At 68.2% G+C, this 17,827-nt stretch carries 16 protein-coding genes; 8 read left to right on the top strand and 8 right to left on the bottom strand.

The features are described 5' to 3' along the window. Window positions 1-17 precede the first annotated feature (17 nt). The 4 genes from OHA68_RS08065 to OHA68_RS08050 are packed head-to-tail and all read left to right on the top strand — an operon-like array spanning window position 18 to window position 3,234. Window positions 18-920, top strand: a complete 903-nt coding sequence (locus OHA68_RS08065; protein WP_327107053.1) for a DUF4097 family beta strand repeat-containing protein — start codon at window positions 18-20, stop codon at window positions 918-920. An 18-nt stretch (window positions 921-938) separates the two neighbouring features. After that, window positions 939-1,904 (top strand): ATP-binding cassette domain-containing protein, encoded by a 966-nt coding sequence (locus OHA68_RS08060; protein ID WP_327107052.1) that lies wholly within the window; start codon window positions 939-941, stop codon window positions 1,902-1,904. Then, window positions 1,901-2,704, top strand: coding sequence for an ABC transporter permease (locus OHA68_RS08055; protein WP_327107051.1), 804 nt, complete (start codon window positions 1,901-1,903; stop codon window positions 2,702-2,704). Before OHA68_RS08060 ends, OHA68_RS08055 begins: the two co-directional genes overlap by 4 nt. 8 nt (window positions 2,705-2,712) lie before the next feature. Continuing rightward, window positions 2,713-3,234, top strand: a complete 522-nt coding sequence (locus OHA68_RS08050; protein ID WP_327107050.1) for a DUF1707 SHOCT-like domain-containing protein — start codon at window positions 2,713-2,715, stop codon at window positions 3,232-3,234. Between the two features lie 47 nt (window positions 3,235-3,281). Here OHA68_RS08050 and OHA68_RS08045 read toward each other — a convergent pair whose 3' ends face one another. From OHA68_RS08045 to OHA68_RS08015, 7 genes are all read right to left on the bottom strand, one after another. Continuing rightward, window positions 3,282-4,424 carry a WD40 repeat domain-containing protein gene (locus OHA68_RS08045; protein WP_327107049.1) on the bottom strand — a complete coding sequence of 381 codons (1,143 nt, stop codon included), beginning with the start codon at window positions 4,422-4,424 and terminating at the stop codon, window positions 3,282-3,284. 160 nt (window positions 4,425-4,584) lie between these two features. Next, window positions 4,585-4,893 (bottom strand): MiAMP1 family antimicrobial peptide, encoded by a 309-nt coding sequence (locus tag OHA68_RS08040; RefSeq protein WP_189144248.1) that lies wholly within the window; start codon window positions 4,891-4,893, stop codon window positions 4,585-4,587. A 277-nt stretch (window positions 4,894-5,170) separates the two neighbouring features. After that, the gene (locus OHA68_RS08035) at window positions 5,171-5,947 is read right to left on the bottom strand and encodes an ABC transporter ATP-binding protein (RefSeq protein WP_327107048.1); all 777 of its coding nucleotides are present in this window, start codon (window positions 5,945-5,947) and stop codon (window positions 5,171-5,173) included. Beyond that, window positions 5,944-6,963, bottom strand: a complete 1,020-nt coding sequence (locus OHA68_RS08030; RefSeq protein WP_327107047.1) for a FecCD family ABC transporter permease — start codon at window positions 6,961-6,963, stop codon at window positions 5,944-5,946. The genes OHA68_RS08035 and OHA68_RS08030 overlap by 4 nt, the downstream gene beginning before the upstream one ends. After that, window positions 6,960-7,949 carry a FecCD family ABC transporter permease gene (locus OHA68_RS08025; RefSeq protein ID WP_327107046.1) on the bottom strand — a complete coding sequence of 330 codons (990 nt, stop codon included), beginning with the start codon at window positions 7,947-7,949 and terminating at the stop codon, window positions 6,960-6,962. The genes OHA68_RS08030 and OHA68_RS08025 overlap by 4 nt, the downstream gene beginning before the upstream one ends. Next, window positions 7,939-8,724: a siderophore-interacting protein gene (locus OHA68_RS08020; RefSeq protein WP_327107045.1), complete on the bottom strand. Its 786-nt coding sequence runs from the start codon at window positions 8,722-8,724 to the stop codon at window positions 7,939-7,941. The genes OHA68_RS08025 and OHA68_RS08020 overlap by 11 nt, the downstream gene beginning before the upstream one ends. After that, window positions 8,721-9,716, bottom strand: a complete 996-nt coding sequence (locus OHA68_RS08015) for an ABC transporter substrate-binding protein (protein ID WP_327107044.1) — start codon at window positions 9,714-9,716, stop codon at window positions 8,721-8,723. Before OHA68_RS08015 ends, OHA68_RS08020 begins: the two co-directional genes overlap by 4 nt. 66 nt (window positions 9,717-9,782) lie before the next feature. Between OHA68_RS08015 and OHA68_RS08010 the strand changes: the two genes are divergently transcribed. The 4 genes from OHA68_RS08010 to OHA68_RS07995 all read left to right on the top strand — a co-directional run bounded on the left by OHA68_RS08010 (window position 9,783) and on the right by OHA68_RS07995 (window position 16,406). Beyond that, window positions 9,783-10,607: a helix-turn-helix transcriptional regulator gene (locus tag OHA68_RS08010; protein ID WP_327107043.1), complete on the top strand. Its 825-nt coding sequence runs from the start codon at window positions 9,783-9,785 to the stop codon at window positions 10,605-10,607. 208 nt (window positions 10,608-10,815) lie between these two features. Further along, a complete protein-coding gene (locus OHA68_RS08005; protein ID WP_327107042.1) occupies window positions 10,816-11,709 on the top strand; it encodes a WD40 repeat domain-containing protein in 894 nt (297 codons plus the stop codon). A gap of 61 nt (window positions 11,710-11,770) precedes the next feature. Then, window positions 11,771-12,145 (top strand): effector-associated constant component EACC1, encoded by a 375-nt coding sequence (locus OHA68_RS08000; protein ID WP_327107041.1) that lies wholly within the window; start codon window positions 11,771-11,773, stop codon window positions 12,143-12,145. Further along, a complete protein-coding gene (locus OHA68_RS07995; protein ID WP_327107040.1) occupies window positions 12,135-16,406 on the top strand; it encodes a caspase, EACC1-associated type in 4,272 nt (1,423 codons plus the stop codon). The genes OHA68_RS08000 and OHA68_RS07995 overlap by 11 nt, the downstream gene beginning before the upstream one ends. 185 nt (window positions 16,407-16,591) lie before the next feature. On the opposite strand, the gene OHA68_RS07990 is transcribed toward OHA68_RS07995, so the two are convergent. After that, window positions 16,592-17,758 (bottom strand): erythromycin esterase family protein, encoded by a 1,167-nt coding sequence (locus OHA68_RS07990; RefSeq protein WP_327107039.1) that lies wholly within the window; start codon window positions 17,756-17,758, stop codon window positions 16,592-16,594. Window positions 17,759-17,827: the final 69 nt, after the last annotated feature.

The following is a 17,827-nucleotide window of genomic DNA, read 5'->3' as shown; positions in this document are numbered from 1 at the left end:
GTAAGAAGGGGACCGCAATGCCGACCTTCGACAGCCCAGAACCGATTCTCGCCATCATCGACGTGGCGATCGCCCAGGTCCGGATCAACGCGAGCGACCGCGCCGACACCGTCGTCGAGGTCCGCCCGAGCGACGAGCACAGCGACGCCGACGTGCGAGCCGCCGAGCACATCGAGGTTGAATACGCCGACGGCAGGCTCCTGGTCCGGGCGGACCCGGACCTGGCCCTGCCGCTGTCCGGCTTCTCCGTCGACAAGCTGCTGCAGTCGCCCTCGACCTGGGCGCGTTCCCTGCTGTTCGGCGGGGAAGGCTCGGTCGAGGTGACGGTCGGTCTTCCGGCGGGCTCCCGCATCGACGCCAAGGCGGCGGCGAGCCTCCGCTGCCGGGGCGCGCTCGGCGAGGTGAGCTTCACCACCTCCTACGGCGACATCCACGTCGAGCAGGCCCGCCGGTTGCGGCTGAGCTCCACCCATGGCGCCATCTCGGTGACCCGCTCGACCGGGCATGCCGAGATCAGCACGACCCACGGCGACATCCGCATCGGCGAGATCGACGGCACGGCGGTGGTCAAGACCTCGCACGGCGAGATCCGCCTGCGCGAGGTGACCGGCGAGCTGCGCCTGCACTCCGCCCACGGCGACAGCACCGTCGATCGCGCCCTGGCCGGCGTCGTCGCCAAGACCTCGTACGGCAGCGTCCGGATCGGTGAGGTGGTGTCCGGCTCGGTCGTGATGGAGACCACCGGCGGCGGGCTGGAGCTCGGCATCCGGGAGGGTTCCGCCGCGTGGCTGGACGTGAGCTCGAAGTACGGCACGGTGGACGTCTCCCTGGACCCCACGGACGAGCCCGGCCGGGCCGAACAGGTCGTCGAGGTGCGGGCGCAGACCGCCTACGGCGACATCGTCATCCATCGTTCCTGACAACCGAAGGAGATTCCCATGCCAGACGCGATCGTGGCCGAGGGCCTGGTCAAGAAGTACGGCGACGTGGTGGCCCTCGACGGGATGGAGCTGACCGTCCCCGAAGGGACGGTGTTCGGGCTCCTCGGCCCCAACGGAGCCGGCAAGACGACCACCGTGCGCATCCTGACCACACTGCTGAAACCCGACGCCGGGTACGCCAAGGTGGCCGGCCTCGACGTCGTCCGCGACGCGCGCCGGCTGCGCGCCCACATCGGGGCGTCCGGCCAGTACGCCGCCGTCGACGACCACCTCACCGGCGCCGAGAACCTGGAGATGGTCGGCCGCCTCTACCACCTGGGCGTCAAGCGCGCCAAGCAGCGCGCCCGCGAGCTGCTGGAGCGCTTCGACCTGACGGAGGCGGGCGACCGCCCGGTGCAGGGCTACTCGGGAGGCATGCGCCGCCGCCTCGACCTGGCCGGTGCGCTGGTCGTCAGCCCGCCGGTGCTGTTCCTCGACGAGCCCACGACCGGTCTCGACCCACGGGCCCGGGCGAGCCTGTGGGACGTCATCTCCGAGCTCGTCGCGACGGGCACGACGGTGCTGCTCACCACCCAGTACATGGAGGAGGCCGACCGGCTCGCCGACCGCATCGGGGTGGTCGACCACGGCCACGTGATCGCGCTCGGCACCGCCGACGAGCTCAAGGACCAGGTGGGCGGCGACCGGATCGAGCTGTCGGTGACGAGCGTGGCGGATCTGGCGGCCGTCCGGCGGACGCTGGCGCCGCTGGCCGTCGGGGACATGCAGGTCGACGCCCCCGCCCTGCGGGTCGCGATCCCGGTCACCGGCGGCGCCACCGCGCTGACCACGGCGCTCGGCCACCTGATCGCCGAAGGGATCGCCGTACGCGATGCCGGACTGCGCCGGCCGACCCTGGACGACGTGTTCCTGACCCTCACGGGACACGAGGCTGACGAGAAGATCAAGGAGACCGTGCGATGAACACCCTGCAGATGGCACTCGCCGACGGCATGACGATCACCAAGCGCAACGCGTTGAAGATCAAGCGAGCACCTGACCTGCTCGGTGGCGTGGTCCTGCTGCCGATCGTGTTGGTGCTGCTGTTCACCTACGTCTTCGGCAGCATGATCGAGCTGCCGGGCATGTCCTACGCGGAATACCTGCTCCCCGGCATCTTCGTCATGACGATCACCACCAGCGCGCAGATCACCGGCTACACCCTCACCCTGGATCTGCAGAAGGGCATCTTCGACCGGTTCCGCAGCCTGCCGATGTCACCGTCGGCGGTGCTGACCGGCCAGACCGCCAGCGACCTGATCATCAACGTGACCAGCATCGCGACCATGGCCCTCGTCGGGCTGCTCGTCGGCTGGCGCGTCCACACCTCGCCGCTCGAAGCGGCCCTGGGCTTCCTGGTGCTGCTGCTGTTCGCGTACGCCTTCTCCTGGGTGACGGCGACGGTCGCGCTGGCCCTGCGCACGCCCGAGATGTTCAACAATGTGGCCACCATCGTGTCCCTTCCGCTGATCTTCCTGTCCAACGCCTTCGTCGACAGTGCGCGCCTGCCCGGCCCGCTGAAGGTGATCGCCGAATGGAGCCCTCTCTCCACGCTCATCCAGGGCACGCGCGAGCTGTTCGGCAACACCAGCCCGGCCATGCCGGTGCCCAGCGCCTGGCCGCTGCAGCACGCGGTGCCCGCGTCGATCCTGTGGTCGCTCGTGCTCCTGGTCGTGTTCGTGCCGCTGGCCACGCGGCTGTACAAGAGAGCCGTCAGCCAGTGAACCCGGACGTGGCACCACACGCACGGGTCTCCGACGACGATCGCGACACGTCCGTCCAACTCCTGCAGGACGGCTTCGCCGACGGTCGCCTCACGGCCGGCGAGCTGGAACGGCGACTCGAACGCGCGCTCACCGCGCAGTCCCATGACGACCTGCTCGCGGTGGTCTCCGACCTGACGGTCGACATGGTGCACCTGGCGCACAGACACGGACGCATCAGGAGAGAAGGCGACTGGCAGGTCCCCCGCCAGCTCCGGATCGAGTCCGAATACGGCAAGGTCCGCCTCGACCTGTCCCGCGCCCTCATCCGGCATTCCCGGGTGAACATCGAGCTCCAGCTCACCTACGGCCCCGCCACGATCATCCTGCCCGCCGGCGCGAGCGCGAACTGCGACGGGGTGCGCACCGAATGGGGCAGCGTGACCTGCAAGGCAGCCACCTACGCCCGTCCCGGCAAGCTGCACGTCCACGTCACCGGGGAGCTCACCTACGGCCGCCTGGCGATCCGCAACTCGCGATCGCCGAAATAGTCCGATAAATAAGATATGCCGTCCGCGGTACGTGGAGCCGTACAGCGTCATGAGGGACCGGACGGTGTCGGGCCGCCGATCTGCTTGCGGGTTCGCAGGTTCCACAGCCGGACCGCGCCGTCGTCGCCGCCGCTGAGCAGCATCTGGTCGCCGTCCAGCGTCCCGGCCGCGAGCGCGGTCACCGCTCCCTGGTGCTGGACGGCCAGTTCCGCGAGGACCGAACCGTTGATGGGATCCCGTAGTTGGAGCGGAGCCCCGCTGAACTGACCCGTGACCAGGACTGGTCGCCGGCCGTCGAAGGCCATGGTGAACGAGGGGAAGGCGAAGAGCCGGCCGTCCTCCTGCCGGTTCTCGATGGACGGGCCGAGCCCATATCGGCTTTCGAGATCCCAGCGTTTCAGGCCGTACATGGAGCCGGCGGCGAGGATGGGCCGTCCATCGAGGGGCGTGATCTGGAGCTGATCGAAGCTCTCGGCTTCCCCTCCGGTGAGCAGGGCGGCGCCGGTCCTGCGGCGGGTGGCGAGATCCCAAAACTGGGCATGACCGGAATCGTCCCCATGATTGCCGATGGCGACGACGAGGATCGGCCGGGAACCCGCCTGTGCTGACGCCAGTGCGGTGATCCTCAGGTCCGTGCCGGTGTTCAGACTTCCTGCGAGCGTGCCCGAGGTCAGGTCCCAGATCTTGACACGGCCCCGGCGGTCGCCGGTGAACAGCACGGGCGAACCGCGCAGCCTCCCGAAGGCGAACGCGGAGACGGGCGCCGGAACGTGGAGCAGCTCCCGGCGGGTGTCCAGATCCCACAGGCGACCGCCAAGCCTGTCGGCGGCGAACACCGCGGATCGGCCGTCCAACTCGACGACGGCGGCGCGGTTGCCGGGCAGCGGGTCCGCGGCCGGTTCCAGTGCGGGCAGCCACCAGATCCTGACGCGCCCCTCAGCCCCCGCGGTGACGGCCACCTGCCTGCCCCGCAACCGGCCGAAGGCCACAGACGGAACGTCGGTGTGGCCCTCGCCGGTCGGTGTGGGTGCCGGAACGCTCGACGATGCCGGGCTCTTCTCCGGCTGGGAACTGGACGGGTGCGCCCGGTCGGGCGCCTCGACGGCGGGAGAGCACCCGGTGAGGTCGGCGGTGCAGAGTCCCGCGACCAGGATGATGACGATCGATCGCAGAAGCGGGAATCCGGGCATGTCCCTTCCTCCCAGAGGAAGGCACCGCTTGGCAATACGGTCGCGAGTGGTTCCTTGTCGTTGCCGTACTCCACCGCCTCGGGTGCCCTTATCAGCGTGGGGGCGTCCGCCAAGTCAGGTGCTCGGCGGACGCCCCCACGGTCTTACACGGGTGTCAGGGTCAGCACACGATGAAGATGCTCTTCCAGCCGACAGGGGTCCGCTGCTCGGCGTTCCTGTTGGAGGCGAGCTCGAAGTGCATCACGCCCTTCGCGTCGCGCTGGTTGTACATGCGACCGGACTGGCCGTCGCCGTACCACTTGTAGGACCCGTTGAACGGGATGTTGGACACGCCGCACGCGTCGATGACGACGGACCGGCCGGTGAAGCCGCGGCCTTCGTAGGCGATGTACTGCGAGGCGTAGGCCGCGCCGGCGGTGATCGCGATGATCGCGGCTGTCATGGCGGGGACGAGAAGGAATCTCTTCACTGGGCTCCTTGGGAGGAATCGTGCCTGGCAGGCCCGCGTGCGGTCCGGCGACTTCTGGGCCCCGGGAAGGGCACCTGTCGGCATCCTTCGTCCCGCTGACCACGGGACGTCACCCAGCATGCACGCTAAGTAATTTATCCACCACTTACCGTAACGGCAGGGTGTGATCGCCCTCGGACAGCCGGGCGGTGAGCGACCCTGACGGTTTCGATGTGTCCAGGTCTCAGGCGCTCAGGGCGCTCAGGCGCGAGGGATGGTCCAGAACGGCACCTGCCGGTCAGGGAGTCGGGACCACCAGCGGGGTGCCGGCCGCCGGGTCTGGGACGACGATGCTCGGCAGGTCGAAGACCTTGCGCATGAGCGCCGCGTCCACGATGTCGGCCGGTGCCCCCTGGGCGACGATGTGGCCGTCGCGCATGGCCACCAGGTGGTCGGCGAAGCGGCAGGCCTGGTTGATGTCGTGCAGCACCGCGATGACCGTACGCCCCTCGTCCCGCAGCCGGGCGAACAGCCGGAGCAGTTCGTACTGGTGGGTGATGTCGAGGAAGGTCGTCGGCTCGTCCAGCAGCAGGTAGCGCGTCTCCTGGGCGAGCACCATGGCGACCCACACCCGCTGTCGTTGCCCGCCGGACAGCTCCTCCACCGGCCGCCCGGCCAGGTCCGAGACGCCGGCCGCCGCCATGGCCTCGGTCACGGCCCGTTCGTCGGCGGCCGACCAGGTGGACAGCGGCGACTGGTGCGGGTACCGGCCGCGGGCGACGAGCCGTCTGACGGCGATGCCCTCCGGGGCGACGAGCCCTTGGGGCAGGAAGCCGACCTCCCGCGCGAGGGCTTTCGGCTTGTACGCGCTGACGTCGCGCCCGTCGAAGGTCACGGTCCCCGCTGTGGGCGTGAGGAGCCGTACGAAAGCCTTCAAAAGGGTGGATTTTCCGCAGGCGTTCGGTCCGACGATGGCGGTGAACGCGCCGTCCATGATGTCCAGGGAGACGTGGGAGGACACGATCCGGTCGCCGTACGCGAGGGTGATGTCCTGGGCGGCCAGGCGCGAGGTCATGGTCGTCTCACTTCCTTGGCGAGCAGCCAGATGAGGTAGCAGCCGCCGATCGCGGTCGTCACCACGCCGACGGGCAGCGCGACGGGGGCGAGGAGCAACTGGGCGACGAGGTCGGCGGCCAGCAACAGCACCGCGCCGGTCAGCGCGGCGGGCAGCAGCGGCACGCCGGCGGCGCCCGCGAGCCGGCGCCCGATCTGGGGCGCGGCGAGCGCGATGAACACGATCGGCCCGGCGACCGCGGTCACGGTCGCGGTGCAGCCGACGCCGACGAGGACGATCAGCGGCCGGAGCCGGTTCAGGCTGACGCCGGAGGTGGTGGCGAGCTCGTCGCCGAGCGCGGCCTGGTGCATGGCGTGCGACAGCCCGAGTAGGGCGAGCATGAGGCCGCCGATGATGAGGAACGGCAGCCGTACCTCGTCCCAGTCGACGCCGTTCAGCGAGCCGGCGCTCCACCCGCTCGCGGCGATGGCCACCTCCAGTTCGGCGCGGAGCTCGATCCAGGAGTTGACCGCCATGAGGATGGCGTTCACCGCGATCCCGATGACGACCAGCCGCATGCCGCTGATGCCCGCCTTGAGGGACAGGACGTAGATGACGGCCGCGGCCAGGAGGCCGCCCGCCACCGAGCCCACCGCGAGCTGCACGGACGTGCCGCTCAGCACGGTGATGGCGACGAGCGCGCCGGTGTAGGCGCCGGCGTCGAGTCCGATGACGTCGGGGCTGCCGAGGGCGTTGCGGGTGACGTTCTGGAAGATCGCCCCGGCGAGCCCGAGCGAGGCGCCGAAGATCAGCGCGGCGCTGACCCGGGGCAGCCGCCAGTCGCGGATCACCACGACCGAGTCCCCCTGACCGGCCAGCGCCGAGAGGACCTCGGCCGGCGTGGCCCAGGACGCCCCGTGACAGAGCCCGACCAGCGCGAGAAGCAGCCCGGCGAGGACCAGCCCGGCCGACATCAGCACCGTCCGCCGCTCGACCCGGGCAGAGCAGCCCCCGGCCCGCACCACGATCGCCTTCACAGCCCGACCGCCCCGTGCCGCCGGACGACCCAGATGAGCACCGGGCCGCCGAGGAACGCGGTGACGACGGCCACCGGCACCTCCCCGGTCGGCAGCAGCACCCGCGCCACGATGTCGGACACCAGCAGCAGGACAGGTCCGAGCACCATCGTGTACGCCATCAGCCACGGAATCGATCCGCGAGCCAGGCGGCGGGCCAAGTGCGGCACCATCAGTCCGACGAAGGCGATCGGCCCGGCCACGGCGGTGGCGGCCCCGGCGAGCACGGTGACGGTCGCCAGCACCACCAGCCGGGTCCGTACAGTGTGACCGCCGAGCGTGTGCGCCACCTGCTCGCCGAGCACCATCGCGTTCAGCGGCCGGGTCACCAGCATGGTCACGACCAGCGCGGCGGCGATGACCAGCAGCGGAAGCAGCAGCGACGCCCGCTCCCGCCCGGCCAGCGACCCCACGGACCAGAACCGGAACCGGTCGAACACGTCCGGCAGTATCAGCCGGAGCCCGAGCGACACCCCGGCGAGCACGGCGCTGAGCGCGACCCCGGCCAGGACCAGCCGCAGCGGCGAGGTCCGCCCCACGGTGTAGACCACGACCGCGGCCACCACCGACCCCCCGGCCGCTAGCAGCAACTGGGCGGGCTGCGACCCGGCGAGCCCGAGGACAGCCCCCATCGTGATCGCGAACCCCGCTCCGGAGGTCACGCCCAGAATGCCCGGCTCGGCCAGCGGATTCCGGGTCAGCGTCTGGATCAGCGTCCCGGATGCGCCGAGCGCCGCGCCCACGCAGATGCCGAGGATCGTCCTGGGCACCCGGATCTCCCGCACGATCAGGTGCTCGTCGGTGCCGGCGAAGTCGGCGAAGGCCCGCCAGATCTCCACCGGCGCCACCGCCCCCGCGCCGACGCCCACACTGGCGCCCGCCACCACGACGAGCAGGACGGCCGCCGCCACGAGGATCGCGACCTGCCGGGGCAGCTCAGTCGTCAAGTCCGGCAACTCCGCGCTTCCAGTAGCCGGTGAACAGCGAGTCGAGCCGCCCCTTGGCCCACGCCCGCAGCGGCTTGATGTCCCCCGCCTCCCCGGCCGCGAACAGGAACCCCCGGCTTTCGGGCAGCGCTTGTACGGCCTCCGCGAGCGAGTCGGCAACCCACGTCACCGTCACCCCGGCCCTGGACGCGAGCGGGTAGGCGTCGTCGTCGCTCTGGATCACGACCTGCGCCGACACGTCGGCCGGGGACTCCTCCAGCCAGCGGGCGACCGCCGGGAGCGCGGTGGCGTCCACGGCGAAGACATAGTGCTCGTAGGTGTGCGGAAACGCCTTCGCGCCGGGCGGCCCGGCGACCGTCACCCGCTCACCCACCTGGGCGGCGGCCGCCCAGGTCGAGGCGAGCCCGCCGTCGTGCAGGACGAAGTCCAGGTCGAGCTCGCGGGCCTCGGCGTCGAAGCGGCGCACGGTGTACTTGCGGCTGCGGGGCAGCGGCCGGGGCCAGTCGAGCGTCTGGCCGTCGTTCGGCACCGGGGGCCGGTGGGTGCCGTCCGTGTCCGGGAACACGATCTTGATGTGGTCGTCGGCCTGGTAGGTTTGGAAGCCGTCGAGCTCCGGGCCGCCGAGGGTCAACCGCAGCATGCGTGGCGTCACGTATGCCCGGGCCAGGATCGAGACCTCGCGCACGCCGACCGGGTAGCCGATCCGCGCCGTCCTCGTGCCCGTCCGATGGTGGGCGGCGATGCGCCCGCGCGGGTCGTCGCGGTCGGAGCTCATCGGTCGAGCACCGGCGCGAGCGCCTGGTCGATGGCGTCCAGCGTCTTGAGCGCCGAGCCGTACGTCGCCGCCTCGGTGTAGCGCAGCGGGTAAGCCTGGCCGGCCTTGACGGCGGGCAGGTTCTTCCACAGCTTGGAGTCGAGCACGTATTGCACCTGCTCGCTGACCGTGCCGTCGGGGTCCACGGTGTAGGTGATGGCGTCGGCCTCGCCGAAGCTCTGGGGCAGCTCCTCGATCGACGGATACTCGCTGACGTCGCGCGCGTTGCCGCCCTTCGACTTGACCTCGCCGTAGTAGGTGACGCCGAGGTCCTGGGCGATGTTGGTGCCCCACGACCCGCCGAACTCCCGCTGGAACGTTCCCTCCGCGACGTCGCCGTAGGCGCCCACATGGCCGAACTTCATGCCGCTCAGCGCGTCCTGGTACTTCTTCTTGAGTGCGGCCGCCTTCTGGTCGTACGCGTTCTTGGCGGTGTCGAAGTCGCCGAGCCGGCCCGCCGCGTCGGACTGGCGGCGGGACAGGTCGCGCCACGCGTCGGGGGTGGTCGGGCCGATGGCGACGACGGGCGCGATCGACTTGAGGCGGTCCAGGTCGATGTCGCCGAGGGCGGGCTTGGGTACGCCGATCACGATGAGGTCCGGCTTGGCCTGGGCGACGGCCTCGTAGTTGGTCTCGGCGGCGGTCTCGCCCGCGATCTTCTCCAGCGATTCGTACGTCTTGAGATCCTCGGGGGTCATCATCGCCAGCCCGCGCTTCCAACTGGAGATGCCGACCAGTGGCGCGCCGGCCTCGATGAGCACCGGCACCGCGTACCCGGTCGCGACGACGCGCTTGGGCGTGACGGGGATGGTGACGTCGCCGTTGTCGGCGGCGAACACGCGGGTCTGCGCCGGGGCCGCGCTCTCGGTGGAGGCGGCCGACGCGCACCCCGTGACCAGGGCGAGCGTGAGGGCCAGCGCGCCGGCGAGGAGCTTGGGCTGTCGAGAGGACATGAATCTGTTTCCTTGCAAAGAGGGCATCTAGCGAGGGTTAGGTTATCCTTACCTAAATTGGCTGCGATGTCGCTGGGAGGACATCCGATGTCGCTGGCAGGCCCTCCGGCTGACCCCCTGTCCTGCGAGGAGTACGGCTACGGCCTCGGCCGGCCGGACGGGATCCTGGTGATCCGATACCGTGCGGCGGGCGTCCTGGAGTTCGGCCAGCGGCGGCAGGACTTCCTGCACCAGCTCTACTGGTCGCCCGACGGGGTGCTGTCCACCCGCTACGGGACGGACACCCAGTTCGTGGGGCAGGGGGAGGCGTTCTGGGCGCAACGGGCCATCAGCCACGAGGTGCGCGGGGGCGACTGGCAGAGCGTGTACCGGCTGTGCCTGCGCGAGGTGCCGCCCCCGCTCGACGGCCTGCGCGCCGGCGCCGTGTCCATCGACGCCGAGGCGGCCCGGCTCATCCAGACCCTCGCCCGCCCCGGCTGCGCCGAGCCGGAGGCACTGACCGCCCGCGCCCGCATCCTGTCCGGCCTCGGCGCCACCACCCGCGCCTACGTCGGCCACCACGCCACCGGCCCCGGCTTCGCCATGGAGGTCGCCCGCACCATGTCCCACGACCCCGGCGCCGCGATCACCCTGGAGGAGTGGGCCGCACGGCTGCACATCAGCGTCAAGACCCTGCAGCGCGACTTCACCCGGGAGTTCGGGATGTCGTACTCGAGGTGGCGCACCCTGCTGCGGTTGCGCGCCGCCCGGGTGCTGCTGGACACGCACCCGGTGGGGGAGGTGGCGCGGCGCGTGGGGTACGCGAGCCCGTCGGCTTTCGTCGCGGCCTTCGGCAAGGAGTACGGCTGCACCCCAGGCCGCTACGGCCACCGGCCGGATGACACCTGCTAGGAGCGTCCTGGTGGGTTGGCCGGCCCTCGTTCACACGCGAGAAAACGCCGATTCGGCGAGCCGATACTCCAAGAAGGTCCGCCGGCTCATCGAGTCGGTCAACGACAGCCGCACGATGCGGAAGTAATATGCGCTTGTGGTATTTCCCGGAAGGTTATTGCCGTCCGTCTTCGGTGTTGTTATCTCCGTGCCGGGTTTCGGAGCGGCCGTGACCGCCGATCCATGGCCGATCGTCGAGACTCACATCCCCATTCCCGACATCCTCATCACGTTGCATGAGCGGCCGAATGATCCTTTCCTGGTCACCGCGGTCAACCTCTACAAGGGCAAAGAACCTTTGCGGCTCCTCCGGGGCGCCGATGACCGGTTCGCCAAAAAGCCAGAGTACAACGACGTAGTGGCTTCCCCGACCGACGGCAAGGTGGTGGCGATTCCGAAGGATTTCTCCCACGGCTATGATGGCATGATCTTTTTGAACCGGGCCAATGTCGAGACGGTGCGCATTCGTACGGTGCGAGACTCCATGGAAACCGTCGCCCCCTACTGGTCCCGCGACGGTCGTCGAGTGGTGGCCACGGTCGTGACGGGGGGACGGGCGACCGGGTTCGTGATCGTCGACGCTCTCCTCCGCACGACCCGGGTTGTGACCGTGGCGGGAATGAGTAAGGATGCCCGCCTGCGATGGACTCCCGGTGGCCGCTCTCTTGTGGCGAGTCATCAGGACGGGGTCAGGTTTTTCGATCTTGACGGCCGGGTTCTGCGGACGATGTCAAGGGTCGGCGTACTTGCCGGCGGAGAGGACGCTTTCTCTCCTTCTGGCAAGCGGTTCGTCACCCAGTGCTCCAGCACGGTCGAGGAGAATATCTGCGTCTGGGACACCCGGACCGGGCGGAGCATCAGTCGCGTTCCCATTAAGGCCGAGGAGACGCTGGGCTGGTGGGATGAGGCACATCTCCTCTGCGTTATGGCCGATTCGGGAGACTATATCGTGACAATTATGAATTTCAGTGGACATATGGACCGGGTGGTCGCCGATGTTTCCGCGTCCGCGTGGAAAAAGGATCTCTACCTGAGCTATACGCGCCGGGCGCCAGTTACCTGATCGTGTTGATCGTTTTGCCGTCGACCGGCCGCCCCGAAGCGTCCCATGACACGGAGGTCTCATGGAGTTAACGGTTACCGCGCCCACGGGCGACGGAAATGAGCTGCGCGGCCTGTACGCGCGCATCGCCGCCGATCGCGGGCTGCGATGTACGGCACGGATCGTCGAGGGAGAGCCGCTCCCCGAGACACTCGGACCCATCATCGAAATGCTGCAGATCACGCTGGGCGCCGGAGGCACGATCGGCGGTGTAGCCAGTGTGGTGATCGCTTGGCTGCGCAACCGTTCGAGCGAGTTCACCGTACGGCTCAACCAGAACGGCAAGGAGATCGAGCTGACCGCCAAGGGGCTGTCGACCATGGACTCCGACCAGATCGCCTTGCTCACCGAGAAGGTTGTGGCGGCGCTGTCCAAGCAGCGGGCCGATGGCGACTGAGCCGACGCTGCTGCTGGGTGCCAGCGGAGCCAGGGCGCTCATCGTGGGCTCAGGCAGCTACGTCGACGGTTCTCGGCTCACCCCCGTCCCGTCGGTCGCCACCACCGTCGAGGACCTGGCGGCCTGTCTGACCGGTGTGGGAGGACTAGATCCCGCGCACCTCGTCACACTTGTCGACCCAGCCGATCCCGCGACGCTCCTTGCTGCGCTGATCAAAGCGATGGATGGGGCCTCCGATGTCTTCTTGTTCTACTATGTCGGGCACGGCCTGCAGGACGATCTAGGCGAGGACCTACATCTCGCGACCCACGCCACCAACAAGTCGGTGGATGCCGTGCCGCTGCTGGAGACCCTGCCATACGCCACCCTCAAGCGGACGCTGGCCCGCTGCTCGGCCGAACGCGTCGTGGTGGCCCTCGACTGCTGCTTTTCCGGCATGGCCCAGGCTTCGCGTGGCAACAGTCTGTATCGCGGGTTCGACAACGTGCGCGCACCCGGTGCCTATCTGCTGGCGTCCAGTAGCCACCATGTGCGATCGTTCGCGCCTTCGGGGAACCGGCATACGGCTTTCAGCGGGGAACTCATCAGGGTGCTGACCGAGGGCGACCCTGCGGGACCGCCGCTACTCACGCTGGACTATCTCTACCGATCCTTGGTTCGCTCACTTCCGGCCAAGGGGTTCCCGCTGCCTTACCGGGAGGTGGCTGACCTCGGGGATCGGGTTCCGTTGGCACCGAACCTTTCCTATCTCGCCGAGAACCCGCCTCCCCCTCCGCCACTGGTGGACGGGGACGACCAGGAGAGCCCGTACCGGGGACTGGCCTCTTTCGGACCCGAGGACATGGCCTTGTTCTTCGGACGTGAGGAGGTAACGGCGAAGCTCGTCGACAGGGCTCTTCGTGAGAGTCTCCTTGTCGTCACCGGACCCTCGGGCTCCGGCAAGTCCTCCCTGCTGCGCGCTGGCCTGGCGCCCGAACTGGGCCGGCTCGGGTCGCAGTGCATGATCATGATGCCGGGCGGTGACCCGCTCGGAGAGTTGGACAGACGGCTGCCGCACGATGAGTTGCCCGACCGGGCGGTCATCATCGTCGACCAGTTGGAGGAGTTGTTCACTGCGCCCGTCACTGACGCGGAACGTGCCGCTTTCCTGCGGAAACTCACAGACTTACCCGCGACTGTCGTACTGAGCCTGCGATCCGATTTCTTCGGTGCCTGCACTACCTTCCCAGAACTGGAACGTGCCATGAGCAGGCCCCTCCTCGTCACTCCCCTGACAGCTGTCCAACAGCGGGAGGCGATTGAGGGACCAGCTCGCGTTGCCGGGCTGTCCATGGAGGAGGGCCTGGTCGATCTGCTCTTGGAGGACCTTGCGGGCAGCTCCGACATCGGCACCCTGCCTCTGCTGTCGCACGCCCTGCTGGAAACCTGGCGCCACCGCGATGGGCGTATTCTCACGCTGGCCGCCTACCGTGCGGTCGGCGGCATCAGGCGCTCACTCGCCGTGACAGCCGACGCCACTCTCGGCGATCTTCTCGTCGGGGAGCAGGAGATCGCTCACCGGCTGATGCTTCGCCTGGTCTACGTCGGCGAAGTCACCGAAACCCGGCGCCGTCTGCCGCTGTCACAACTGCCCCCCGACTCTGACGCGGTGGAACGGGTCGTGCTGGCGAAGTTCGTGCAGGCCCGCCTGGTCACCGTGACCGAGGACACCGCCGAGATCGCCCATGAGGCGCTCATTCAGGCCTGGCCACAGCTCCAGAATTGGATCTCCAACGACCGCGCCCGGATTCTGGCCGCCCAACGTCTCGCGGAGGACGCCGAGATCTGGCAACGCCATAATCGTGATCCCGCCTATCTCTACTCCGGCCGCCGGCTTGCCGCCGCCGAGGCCGCCATCCCGGCTGATCAATTTCATGATCTCCCCGGGCCGGCACTCGACTTTCTCCGGCAGGGGATCACCCAGAGCGCCTGGCAGCGAAGACTACGGAGAGGTGCCGTGACCATCCTGGCGATCTCTCTGGTATGCGCCTTAGGAGCGGGGTTCGCCGCGCTGCGCTTGGCGGCACAGAACGCCGAAGAGCGTGACCTCGCCGTCGCTGGGCAACTGGCAGGGTCTACCAACACTCTCAGCGACCTCACCTTACGTGCGCAGCTAGGACTTACGGCCTTCCGTATCGCGGACACCCCTGAGACCAAGGGAGCGCTTATCGCCGCGGCTCACCTCAATCCCGGTATGAGAATCGCAGGGCAGAACGGATCCGTCTCGCGCCTCGCTTTCACCCCGGACGGGGTCACGCTGGCCACGGGCTCCCAAGATTCCAGCGTGCGCCTGTGGAACGTGAAGAATCCGTCGCAGCCCGATCTCACCAGCACGGTGAAGAGCTCCATCGGTGGCATCACAGGACTCGCGTTCAGCGGAGACGGCAAGCTCATGGCCGTCAGCGGGCTGTACTGGACGATCGAACTGTGGGATGTCTCGAACCTGTCTCATCCAGTACTACTGTCCAGGCTCAACGCGTCCGGCGCAGGTGGAAAGGCTCCCAGCGAGGCCCTCGACAAAGTGGCGCGCTACTCTGCCGTGACGTTCAGCCCCCGGCTCAGGATCCTCGCCACTTCTTTCGTCCGCTTTTCGGGGGAGACGACGGTGAAATTGTGGAATGTCGACGATCCCCGCAAACCCATCGGCCACGATGTCGTGTCGTCGAAGTCCTCCGTCGGGACTCTTGCGATCAGCGCCGACTCCATACTGGCGATCGGCAGGGCCGACGGGACGACCGCGCTGTACGACGTCGGCGACACCACCGACCCGCGCACGGTAGGAACCTTGCGCGGGCACACCGGCGCGGTGAGAGCGGTGGCGTTCGACTCGGCGGGGGACACCCTCGCTACAGCGTCGGACGACAAAACCGTACGCCTTTGGGATGTCGGGAAACCGTCCCTGCCGACCTACATCTCCCGGATGGAGGGCTTCACCGATGGCGTGTCCGGTGTCGCGATCACTGGTGACGGCCATTACGCCGCCACGAAGTCGGGCACCAGTATCAGTGTGTGGGACATCAGCGACCGCCTTCAATCCCGGCACATGAGTGCAATCACGCAATATGGAGGAGCCACGGACATCGTGTTCCGTCCCGACGGCGGGCTCTTCGCGACGGGTTCGGACGACGCGTTGGTCCGGCTGTGGAACACCGCTGACATCCAGGCGATCGGCGGACTCGGACGCCTCTACAGCGGCGGGAACCTTATGCAAGTGGCCTTCACACGAAACGGCCGGATCCTGGCCAACGCCTCCGGCAACGGCTCGGTGGAGCTCGCCGACACCACCGATCCACTGCACCCGATCCCGCTGGCCATACTCAAGGGACAAAGTAGCTGGATCAAGGGAGTCGCATTGCACCCAGACGGGAAGTTCTTGGCGACGGCCTCCAGCGACGGCACCTCACAGCTCTGGGACATCCATGATGTGTCTCGTCCCGAAGCGGTCAGTGTGATCAAAACCGCGACCCTGCCGGGCACGTCTCCCAGCCTCTCCGGTGTGTCTTTAAGTCATGACCGCCACCTGCTCGCTCTCTCCCACGGCATCATGGCGGAGCTTTGGGACGTGACCGATTTGAGGCATCCGGTGGTCAAGGCACAATGGGCGGCGCATCGGCAGAATCTCGGTGGAGGGGTCGCGTTCAGCCCGGTGGGGCCCGTACTGGCCACCGGGTCCGACGATTTCACGATCAAGCTGTGGGATGTCCGTGACGCCGGCCACCCCAAGGAACTGGCAACTCTGCACGGCCATACCGCGAAGCTCATAACGATGGCTTTCAGCGACGACGGTAAAACCCTGGCGACCGGTGGAGTCGACGGAACAGTCCGCGTGTGGGATGTCACGCACACTTCCAGCCCGAAGATCATCACAGTCCTAAGAGGACACACTCGCGCCGTTTTCGCGCTGACTCTGTCCCACGACGGAAAGCGCTTGGCATCCGGATCACAGGACCAGTCCGTCCGCCTGTGGGATATACACAATCCTGCACAACCGATCCTCTATGCCGTGTTCAGAGAACATGGCGCATCGGTTGGGGCCATCGCGTTCACCCAAAATGATCGCTTTCTCGCGACCGGAGCGTCGAACTCGTCGCTCCGGCTGTGGAGACTCGATCCCGACTGGGCCGCCCAGCAGATCTGCAAAGTCTCAGGAGCGGCACTGTCGAGGGAAGAATGGCACGTGTACGTGCCTGGCAGAGACTACACGCCTCCTTGCTCTCCGTGATCATGTACCGCGTCGCCTCTACCTGACGTAAGGGTTTTCGTGCTATTTGAACGATCACAGGGAAGCGGGTGGGGTATGCGGATCTTGATCACCGACTATGTGGTGGGGGCGGCTGCGGCCGGTGAAAGGAGTACGGCTGCACCCCGGGCCGCTACGGCCACCGGCCGGATGGCACCCGCGACTGATCAACCCAGCTTTTTCAGCCGCACGGCCTCCTTGAGGAAGACGATGCCGTCGATCTTGTCGAGTTGGGCCGGGTCCAGCGGGAAATAGGCGAAATCCTGGGAGATGCGCGGGGCGGGCTTCGTGACGGCCTCGGCCAGGCGGCCGGCGTCGATGAGAGCGCGGTCCCACGGGAGCGTGGCCAGGAGGCCCTCGACGGTGTCCGGGGACGGGGTGTCGTCGCCGACCGTGCCGAGGGCAGAGGCGAGGAAGGCGTACCGGTCGCCCAGGTACGTCCCGGTGATCGCCCCCGCGCCCCACCACTCCAGCGTCTGGTCGCCGAACGACATGAGGCTCTTGTTCCGCTGCAGGTGGAGGTTGCCGGCGAAGACCAGGGCCGGACCGTGCTCGGCGAGGGCACGCAGATTGGCGGCCATTATCGCGTCCCGCAGGGCCGACAACCGGCCCCATCGTGCCGGGGACGCGTCGGCCATCCAGTAGTGGTAGCGAAGCAGGCCGGTGGCGGTGCGCCCGTACAGTGCCGCCCGCTCCCTGTCCTCCGCGCCCAGCCGCGGCGCCTGCGTGTCGAGCAGCGCCACCAGGTCGTCGGCGATCAGCCGCAGCCGCTGGGCGTCGGCGGTCCGGCCGATCGACTGGGACGGATCCATGGCCGCCGCCTCGTTCGACCACTGCTCGTCGGCGCCCAGCAGCGTGTCCAGGGTTTCCCTGGTGCAGGGAAGCGGACCCTCCAGGAAGGCATAGAGGCCGGTGAGCGCCTGGCGCGGGCTCGCCGCCCAGTACTCCAGCGGGCCGTCGAACCCGAAGAACCGGACCTTTTCGTCATGCTCGTCGTTGTACGCCCGCATCCAGCGTACGAGCTCGCGGTTGGCCGGGAACGCGCCGAAGCTGTGGCTGAAGCCGCGGTCCATGGCGTCGTCGAGCGTGCCCGCGCCCGTCCTGACGTAGTCGTCCACCACGAGGCCCATAAGACAGTCGCTCTCGATGGCGAACGACCGGTAGCCCTCGTGCTCGACCAGGTGCCGGAAGATCTCGTTGCGCACCTCGCCCAGTTCCTCCACGAAGTGCCTGGCCTCGCCCAGACCGAGCAGCAGAGGCCTTTCGGGAAGCGACCGGAGGAACGCCGAGACGCCCGCGCCATCGAGCGGCCGGGCCGTGTCATTGATATCCATTCCTTCAACGGTATCGTTGAACTTACGGTGTAAACTTTGCCGGAAAACCCCCGCTATCGTCGCGGCAGA

Origin of the sequence: Nonomuraea glycinis (genome assembly GCF_035920485.1) — a bacterium.
Classification (GTDB): Bacteria; Actinomycetota; Actinomycetes; order Streptosporangiales; family Streptosporangiaceae; genus Nonomuraea; species Nonomuraea glycinis.
Note: the sequence above shows the minus strand (reverse complement) of the source record. Positions and strands in the feature narration are given on the sequence as shown.

Excerpts from the sequence above, each read along its gene's own strand:
- OHA68_RS08065 (WP_327107053.1), top strand. The coding sequence starts at position 18 with ATGCCGACCTTCGACAGCCCAGAACCGATTCTCGCCATCATCGACGTG.
- OHA68_RS08060 (WP_327107052.1), top strand. The coding sequence starts at position 939 with ATGCCAGACGCGATCGTGGCCGAGGGCCTGGTCAAGAAGTACGGCGAC.
- OHA68_RS08055 (WP_327107051.1), top strand. The coding sequence starts at position 1,901 with ATGAACACCCTGCAGATGGCACTCGCCGACGGCATGACGATCACCAAG.
- OHA68_RS08045 (WP_327107049.1), bottom strand. The coding sequence starts at position 4,424 with ATGCCCGGATTCCCGCTTCTGCGATCGATCGTCATCATCCTGGTCGCG.
- OHA68_RS08035 (WP_327107048.1), bottom strand. The coding sequence starts at position 5,947 with ATGACCTCGCGCCTGGCCGCCCAGGACATCACCCTCGCGTACGGCGAC.
- OHA68_RS08020 (WP_327107045.1), bottom strand. The coding sequence starts at position 8,724 with ATGAGCTCCGACCGCGACGACCCGCGCGGGCGCATCGCCGCCCACCAT.
- OHA68_RS08015 (WP_327107044.1), bottom strand. The coding sequence starts at position 9,716 with ATGTCCTCTCGACAGCCCAAGCTCCTCGCCGGCGCGCTGGCCCTCACG.
- OHA68_RS08010 (WP_327107043.1), top strand. The coding sequence starts at position 9,783 with ATGTCGCTGGGAGGACATCCGATGTCGCTGGCAGGCCCTCCGGCTGAC.
- OHA68_RS08000 (WP_327107041.1), top strand. The coding sequence starts at position 11,771 with ATGGAGTTAACGGTTACCGCGCCCACGGGCGACGGAAATGAGCTGCGC.
- OHA68_RS07995 (WP_327107040.1), top strand. The coding sequence starts at position 12,135 with ATGGCGACTGAGCCGACGCTGCTGCTGGGTGCCAGCGGAGCCAGGGCG.
- OHA68_RS07990 (WP_327107039.1), bottom strand. The coding sequence starts at position 17,758 with ATGGATATCAATGACACGGCCCGGCCGCTCGATGGCGCGGGCGTCTCG.